This window comes from Psychroflexus aestuariivivens, assembly GCF_004010055.1.
Lineage (GTDB): Bacteria > Bacteroidota > Bacteroidia > Flavobacteriales > Flavobacteriaceae > Psychroflexus > Psychroflexus aestuariivivens.
The window spans coordinates 97,745-105,282 of sequence record NZ_RQVT01000005.1; the positions used below are offsets into that span (position 1 = coordinate 97,745).

The following is a 7,538-nucleotide window of genomic DNA, read 5'->3' on the forward strand; positions in this document are numbered from 1 at the left end:
AAATTAAATGATATTTTTGCCTCCCGTATAGACTTAAAATCAAGCACAAATGGCCGACACAAAATATATTTTTGTCACAGGCGGTGTTTCTTCGTCTCTAGGGAAAGGAATTATCGCAGCATCTTTAGCTAAACTTCTTCAAGCAAGAGGTTACAAAGTGACAATTCAGAAACTGGATCCGTATATCAACATCGACCCAGGAACTTTGAATCCGTATGAACATGGCGAATGTTTTGTTACCGAAGACGGCGCGGAAACCGACTTGGATTTAGGTCATTACGAGCGTTTTCTCAATGTGAATACATCGCAAGCAAACAACGTGACAACCGGAAGAATCTATCAAAGCGTTATCAATAAAGAACGTCGTGGTGATTTTCTTGGTAAAACTGTACAAGTAATTCCTCACATCACCAACGAAATTAAAGAACGCATTCAAATTTTGGGTCAGGACGATGCTTATGATATCGTCATTACTGAAATTGGCGGAACCGTTGGCGACATAGAATCTTTGCCATACATTGAAGCTGTAAGACAGTTGAAATGGGAGCTTGGCGAACACAATGCTTTGGTGATTCATCTTACTTTGATTCCTTATTTATCTGCCGCCAAAGAGCTTAAAACCAAACCGACACAACACAGCGTCAAAACTTTGATGGAAAGCGGAATTTCTCCTGAAATTTTGGTCTGCAGAACTGAACATGAAATCGGTCAAGACATCAAAAATAAGTTGGCATTGTTTTGCAATGTCAAGAAGGAAGCCGTTATTCAGTCCATAGACGCGGCGTCCATTTACGACGTGCCAAATCTTATGTTTGAAGAAGGTTTAGACACTATTACTTTGGCTAAACTCAATTTGAAAAACGATACCACGCCAGATTTAGAAAAGTGGAATTATTTTGTAGATAAACTCAAAAATGCCACAAATGAAATCTCTATAGGCTTAGTCGGTAAATACATCGAATTGCAGGATTCTTACAAATCGATTTTAGAATCTTTTATTCATGCTGGCGCTTACAATGACGTTAAAGTCAAGGTCGTTTGGCTCAATTCAGAATCTATGGAAGATCAGGCGCAAGCCCTCAAAACCATTGACGGTATTTTGGTTGCTCCTGGTTTTGGCGAACGTGGGATTGAAGGTAAAATAGAGGCTGTAAAATATGCTAGAACTCATAACATTCCTTTTTTCGGCATTTGTTTAGGATTGCAAATGGCTGTCATTGAGTTTTCTAGAAATGTCTTAGGACTTTCAGAAGCCAATTCTACAGAAATGAACACAAACACTTCACATCCAGTCATAGATCTAATGGCAGACCAAAAAGATGTTGAACAAAAAGGCGGCACAATGCGTCTTGGTGCTTGGGATTGCGAGCTTAAGGAAAACTCAAAAATTCATAGTATTTACGGCAAAACTAAAATTTCTGAAAGACACCGACACCGTTTTGAATTGAACAACGATTACATTGCAAAACTTGAAGCTAGCGGAATGCTTTGTAGTGGTAAAAATCCAAAAACAGGTTTGGTTGAAACCATAGAATTGGTTGAACATCCATGGTTTGTTGGCGTTCAATTTCATCCAGAGTACAAAAGTACTGTAGCTAATCCGCATCCATTATTTTTATCTTTTGTTGAAGCGACTATAAAAAACAAGAAAAACAGAGCAACATAAATTTAAAAGGTCTTAAAATAATTCAGATATCTTCTAATATTTGAAACAATTTGCTGACTTTTGCACAGATTTTAAAAAAGAGATAAACATTAATTGTTATAATGGAAGAAAAGAAAACATTCGATAAAAATTCAATTATCGGCTTTTTACTCATCGGTGCGATTCTGATTTGGGTGATGTACATGAACCCGACACAAGAAGAGAAACCAGAAGCTGATCAAGTTAAAGAACCTGCAAAAACTGAAGCTGTTTCTGAAGGTGATTCTTCTGAAAACGTTCAAAATACAACTGAGACAAGCGACTTACAATCTATTGAAAATGATTCTGTTAGTAATATTCTAGCAAAAAGAGAATACGGTGCTTTCGCTTATTCCGCACTTTTACCATCTGCTGAAGATAACAAAATCACTACCATCGAAAATGATTTGGTTGAACTGAAAGTCAGCAATAAAGGTGGACAAATCATTGAAGCAAAAATGAAGCAACACGACACCTACAAAGGTGATCCTGTGTATTTAATCAAAGATGGCAACGCTAATTTCAATATTGAATTTGAAACCCAAAATGGTAAAGTTCTAAACACCAAGGATTTATTTTTCGAGCCTGAACTTTCGACTGATGGCGATCGCCAAACTTTATCGATGAAAGCGAAAGTTTCTGACGTAAAATTTCTAGAATTCTATTACGGTTTAAATCCTGAGAATTATATGATGGATTTTGCAATCAGATCGCAAGGCTTGAGCGATGTCGTTCGTGGTGATATAGCAGATTTAACTTGGGAAGTCAAAGCTTTTAGAAAAGCCAAAAGTATTTCTTACGAAAACAGATATACTGAAATTGTTTATCAGTATGAAGGCGAAAGTGATGATTACACAGGACAAGGTGACGAAGCGATAGAAGAAGATATCGAAATAGATTGGGTAGCGTTTAAACAACACTTTTTCACTTCCATTTTATTGACTGACAAACCATTTCAGAAAGGAAAATTCATTTCTAGAAATTTAGTTCAAGATGAGGAAGTAGATACTACCTATACTAAAAACTTCAGAGCTGAAATCCCTTTGGAATTGAAAAGTGGAGAGTTTTCTGAATCTTTAAACTGGTACCACGGTCCTTCAGATTATCAAATTTTAGATGATTATGACAGAAATCTTGACGAAGTTGTGCCTTTAGGTTGGGGTATTTTTGGCTGGATTAACCGTTATATTTTCATTCCTTTTTTCGGTTTTCTCAGTGGCGTTTTACCAAGTTATGGTTTGGCTATTATAGTAATGACAATTGTAGTGAGAATCGTATTATCGCCAGTAACTTACAAATCTTACTTGTCCCAAGCGAAGATGAAGGTATTGAAACCTGAAATCAACGAAATCAACGAAAAGCACAAGGACAACCAAATGAAAAAACAACAGGAAACCATGAAGTTGTACAGCAAAACTGGCGTAAGTCCGCTCAGTGGTTGTATTCCAGCTTTACTGCAAATTCCTGTATTTTATGCCTTATTCCAGTTTTTCCCAAGTGCTTTCGATTTACGCCAAAAAGGATTTCTTTGGGCCGATGATTTATCGAGTTACGATGTAATCTACGAATGGGATACCTACATTCCTTTGATTTCTTGGGCTTACGGAAATCACATCAGTTTATTCCCGATTTTAGCATCTGTAGCTATATTTTTCTACATGACGATGACGACTGGACAAAATATGCAGCAAAGCTCGCAACCGGGTATGCCCAATATGAAAATCATCATGTACATTTCGCCTTTAGTGATGTTGATATTCTTCAATAATTATGCGAGTGGTTTATCATTGTATTATTTCATTTCAAACTTAATTACAATCGGAATTATGCTTGTCATCAAACATGTTATAATTGATGAAGATAAGATTTTAGCTAAAATTGAAGAGAAAAAGAAAAAGCCGAAAAAGAAAAGTAAGTTCGGCAAAAAGTTCCAGGAAATTATGGAACAAGCTCAGGAACAGCAGAAAAATAAGAAAAAATAATTTTCAATTATTTTCAAATAAAAAAAGGTTCAACTTCTGCAGTTGAACCTTTTTTTTGGTTGGAATTCTGATTTTATAAATTCTGAAAAGTTTCAGAATTGGCTTTCATTTGTCTTAATAACGGACTGCATCGATAGCGATCTTCTCGATACAACTCATAAAGTTCATCCATTTGATCCACACACCAATCGATGCCTTTTTCGTTTGCCCAAGCCAATAAGCCTTTTGGGTAATTCACGCCTTTGGTCATCGCTAAATCGATGTCTTTGGCCGTGGCGATATTCAAGAAAAGCGCATCTGCTGCTTCGTTGATAAGCATGACTAAAATTCGGTTGAAAATTTTCTCACCCATAACTGCATCCTTGATTGGCGAAACTTTCTTTGCATCTTCCGCATAATTATAAAAGCCTCTCCCCGACTTTCGTCCTAAATAGCCAGCTTCCGCATGGCGCTTTTGAGTAAACGATGGTTTATAACGCGGATCGTAATAAAAGGCTTTGAAGACAGTTTCCGTCACGGTATAATTGACGTCATTACCGATAAAATCCATCAATTGAAATGGTCCCATTCGGAAACCGCCGATTTGCTTCATCACCCAGTCAATAGTTGCAAATCCAGTCTCGCCTTCGGGCAATCCCGCGTAGCTTTCTTCATAAATTCGAAGCGCTTCACCATAAAACGGACGTGCCACGCGATTCACAATAAAACCTGGCGTGTCTTTGGCTTTTACGGGGACTTTTTTCCAATTTTGGATTGTTGAAAATACCTTTTGAAAAACCTCCTCTGAAGTTTGAACCGCTGGAATAATTTCTACCAATGGCATCAATGGTGCTGGGTTGAAAAAGTGAATTCCAATACATCGTTCAGGTTTCTGAAGACAGGACGCAATGGATGCAATGGAAAGCGACGACGTGTTGCTTGCAATAATTGCTTCATCGCTTTGGTAAGTTTCCAGTTCTTGAAAAACCTTTTGTTTGATGTCCAGATTTTCAACAATGGCTTCAATTGTTAAATCGGCATCTGCCAAATCTTTCAGACTTTCAATATAAGCAATATTGCTTTGAATACGGTTTTTTTCTTCTTGATCAATTCTTTCTTTTTCGATCAAGCGGTTTAGAATTTTGGTCAAAGCTTGTTCAGACTCCTGAAGTGCTTCGGGTTTGGTATCGTATAGTTTGACTTTACAGTCAGCCGTGGCAGCGACTTGCGCGATGCCGCTTCCCATAGTTCCGGCTCCTATAATGGCTATATTCATGGTGATTTCAAATTTTAGATTTATGACTTAGATTCTAGATATTAGATTCTAGACTTTAGACATTGTTTTTTCTTTATTTGCCTTTGAAGTTTGGTTTGCGTTTTTCCATAAATGCATTGACGCCTTCTTGGTAATCCTCGGTTTCAGCTGAAGCAATTTGGTATTTGGATTCCAATGCCAATTGCTCTTCCAAGGAATTATTCATGGATTTGTTGAGCGCTTTTTTGGTAAATGCCAAAGCTTGAGTTGGCATTTTAGAAAGTTGCACAGCTAATTTATCGACTTCAATTTCAAAAGTTTCTGCAGAAAAATAAGTGTAAATCATACCGATGCGTTCGGCCTCAATGGCGTCGACTTTATCGCCTAACATCGCTAAAGCTGAAGCGCGTTGAAAACCAATTAATCGCGGCAAAAAGAACGTGCCTGCACTATCTGGAATCAAACCAATTTTGCTAAATGCCTGAATAAAACTCGCTTGTTCTGAAGCTACCACAATATCGCAAGCCAAAGCAATATTAGCACCTGCGCCAGCCGCGACGCCGTTTACGGCAGCAATGACGGGTTTTTCAATATTTCTGATGCGCGTAATGATCGGGTTATAATGTTCTTCCAGAATTTTTCTGAAACCAGGATTTTCTTCTGGATTGGTGACTTCTTGCAAATCCTGACCTGCGCAAAAGGCCTTTCCTGCGCCAGTTAAGACAATGGCACGAACCTCATCATTTCTGATGCAGTCGTCCAAAGTTTTCTGAAGCGTAAACGCCATTTCGCGATTGAAACTGTTGAATTTATTTGGGCGATTCAATGTGATGTACGCCACTTGACCTTTAATATCAATAAGAATACTATTGTCCATTTTTTTGATTTTTGTTTGAATCTTGAAAGATAAGAAAATTCAATGGCAGAAGAATTAGAAGTAACTTTCAATATTTTAAAAAGTCAGTTAATTTAATTGTTTTGAGGCTTGAAAGGATTGAAAATTTAAGAGTGCATTTCGAATTTGAAAACTTTATTTGTTGAAAATTGTGAAAGAAAAAATGAAAGATACTGGTGTTAAAAATTAAATTTCAACTCAATTAGTAAGTACACTAATAAATATTTTGTTATACATTTGTTAAATCCTCTGAATACCAAAAGTCAAATGACTTTTAAACAACTTCAAAAAGTGGTAAATCCGAGTATGTTATAAGCGTTTGTTTGAAAATCGAAAAGAGAGAACAAAAATAAAATTAGTCAATGAATATTTTTAAATCATGATCAAATTACCAAAAAAAATTGCTTTTATTTTACTAATAATCGTCACAATTCTACTTGCCATAACTTTCACAAATATCGATTGGAATATTGTTAACAATCCTGGAAGCAATTACGAATTATTTAAAGAAATAAGAGAACCAATCCTTTTTTTAATTTTAGTAACTTTTTACATAAAGTACTATGTAAGAATTCTAAATAATGAAAAGAAATAATGAAGATTTCATAAGGAATTTGACCGACAAACCTCTAAGCAAGAGATTTGAGAATTTGAGAATATCTTTCTTATATTCGAAACTCAAAATTTAGATTGTTTATGTTGAATAACTTAAAGTTTCAGTTCAAAAACAGCTTTTCTTTTAAGATTATATTTTTTTGTGTTTATGTGAGTTTTTTCGGAATTCAAGAAGCAAAATCACAAGATGATTTGGTCGATATCAAATCAAAATCGAGTGCGTTATCAGAATTTGAAGTTAGTGAACATTGGCTAACCACCAGAATTGGACTTAATTTTTTTGATACTGATTTTGCCGCTTACGAAAATCCGCTGTTTTATGGTGCTGATCCTTCTAAAAATTTCGGGATTTCCGTGCAACCCCAATTGAATGTGTTTATCCACGAACGCATTTCGGCAGGCTTACATTTGGGTTACGCCTACCAAACTATTGAAGGCTCTAATCCAAATTTTAATCAGTATGACAACAATTACCAAATCGGATTGCAACTGAATTATTACGTGTTTCGATTGGAGAAACAGTTTTATGTCAGTGGAGAACTTATGAGCAATTACAATTATCTCACTCGCGAAATCGATTCTGAATTATTGGTGTCTGACCAGGATTTTGACAATATCAAAACGGCATTTAACCTGAATATTTCCTGGCGATTTAGAGACAACTTTATCTTTTCTTTGGTGTTTTACGAAATTTTCACCCATAATACGAACGACGACAATTTCCAAAATTATGACCAAGGTTTGGCGTACAATAATTTTATTAAGCATTTTATAGAGCAACCTCAGTTCAATTTGAGTTGGCGTTTGTTTTAGGTGAAACTTGTTATTTCGTAAGGTTTTGGGTAATTATGATTTTAATTTTTCAAAACTTTAAAAGTATGAGATGATTTTTCATTGTAAACTTTCAGAAAATAAATTCCTTCTGTTATAGATTCTACATCTATAAAATCATTCACACCATCAAAGGCTTTAATCAATTTACCTGATAAATTATAGACTTCTGCTTTGTCGATTTTAATTTGATTGGGATTTTCAATCCATAATTTATCTTTAACTGGATTGGGATAAACAGATATGGAATTTAGGTTTTTAAAATCTGAAGTTGATAAATTACAAGTTGAGGAAAAG

The 7,538-nt window shown here is 35.7% G+C and carries 6 protein-coding genes; 3 read left to right on the forward strand and 3 right to left on the reverse strand.

The features are described 5' to 3' along the window. Positions 1–49: 49 nt before the first annotated feature. Together EIG86_RS01605 and yidC are read left to right on the forward strand one after the other, a co-directional pair. Positions 50–1,666: a CTP synthase gene (locus tag EIG86_RS01605; protein WP_127844402.1), complete on the forward strand. Its 1,617-nt coding sequence runs from the start codon at positions 50–52 to the stop codon at positions 1,664–1,666. A 101-nt stretch (positions 1,667–1,767) separates the two neighbouring features. Next, positions 1,768–3,666, forward strand: coding sequence for a membrane protein insertase YidC (gene yidC / locus EIG86_RS01610; RefSeq protein WP_127844403.1), 1,899 nt, complete (start codon positions 1,768–1,770; stop codon positions 3,664–3,666). Between the two features lie 73 nt (positions 3,667–3,739). On the opposite strand, the gene EIG86_RS01615 is transcribed toward yidC, so the two are convergent. Together EIG86_RS01615 and EIG86_RS01620 are read right to left on the reverse strand one after the other, a co-directional pair. After that, positions 3,740–4,921 carry a 3-hydroxyacyl-CoA dehydrogenase NAD-binding domain-containing protein gene (locus tag EIG86_RS01615; protein ID WP_127844404.1) on the reverse strand — a complete coding sequence of 394 codons (1,182 nt, stop codon included), beginning with the start codon at positions 4,919–4,921 and terminating at the stop codon, positions 3,740–3,742. Positions 4,922–4,994: 73 nt separating this feature from the next. After that, positions 4,995–5,777 carry an enoyl-CoA hydratase-related protein gene (locus EIG86_RS01620; RefSeq protein ID WP_127844405.1) on the reverse strand — a complete coding sequence of 261 codons (783 nt, stop codon included), beginning with the start codon at positions 5,775–5,777 and terminating at the stop codon, positions 4,995–4,997. Positions 5,778–6,491: 714 nt separating this feature from the next. On the opposite strand from EIG86_RS01620, the gene EIG86_RS01625 reads away from it, so the two are divergent. Then, complete coding sequence (locus EIG86_RS01625; protein ID WP_127844406.1) at positions 6,492–7,223, forward strand: hypothetical protein; 732 nt, start codon at positions 6,492–6,494, stop codon at positions 7,221–7,223. A 41-nt stretch (positions 7,224–7,264) separates the two neighbouring features. Here EIG86_RS01625 and EIG86_RS01630 read toward each other — a convergent pair. After that, positions 7,265–7,538 (reverse strand): T9SS type A sorting domain-containing protein (locus tag EIG86_RS01630; RefSeq protein WP_157983096.1); only part of this gene is annotated, 274 nt, incomplete at its 5' end.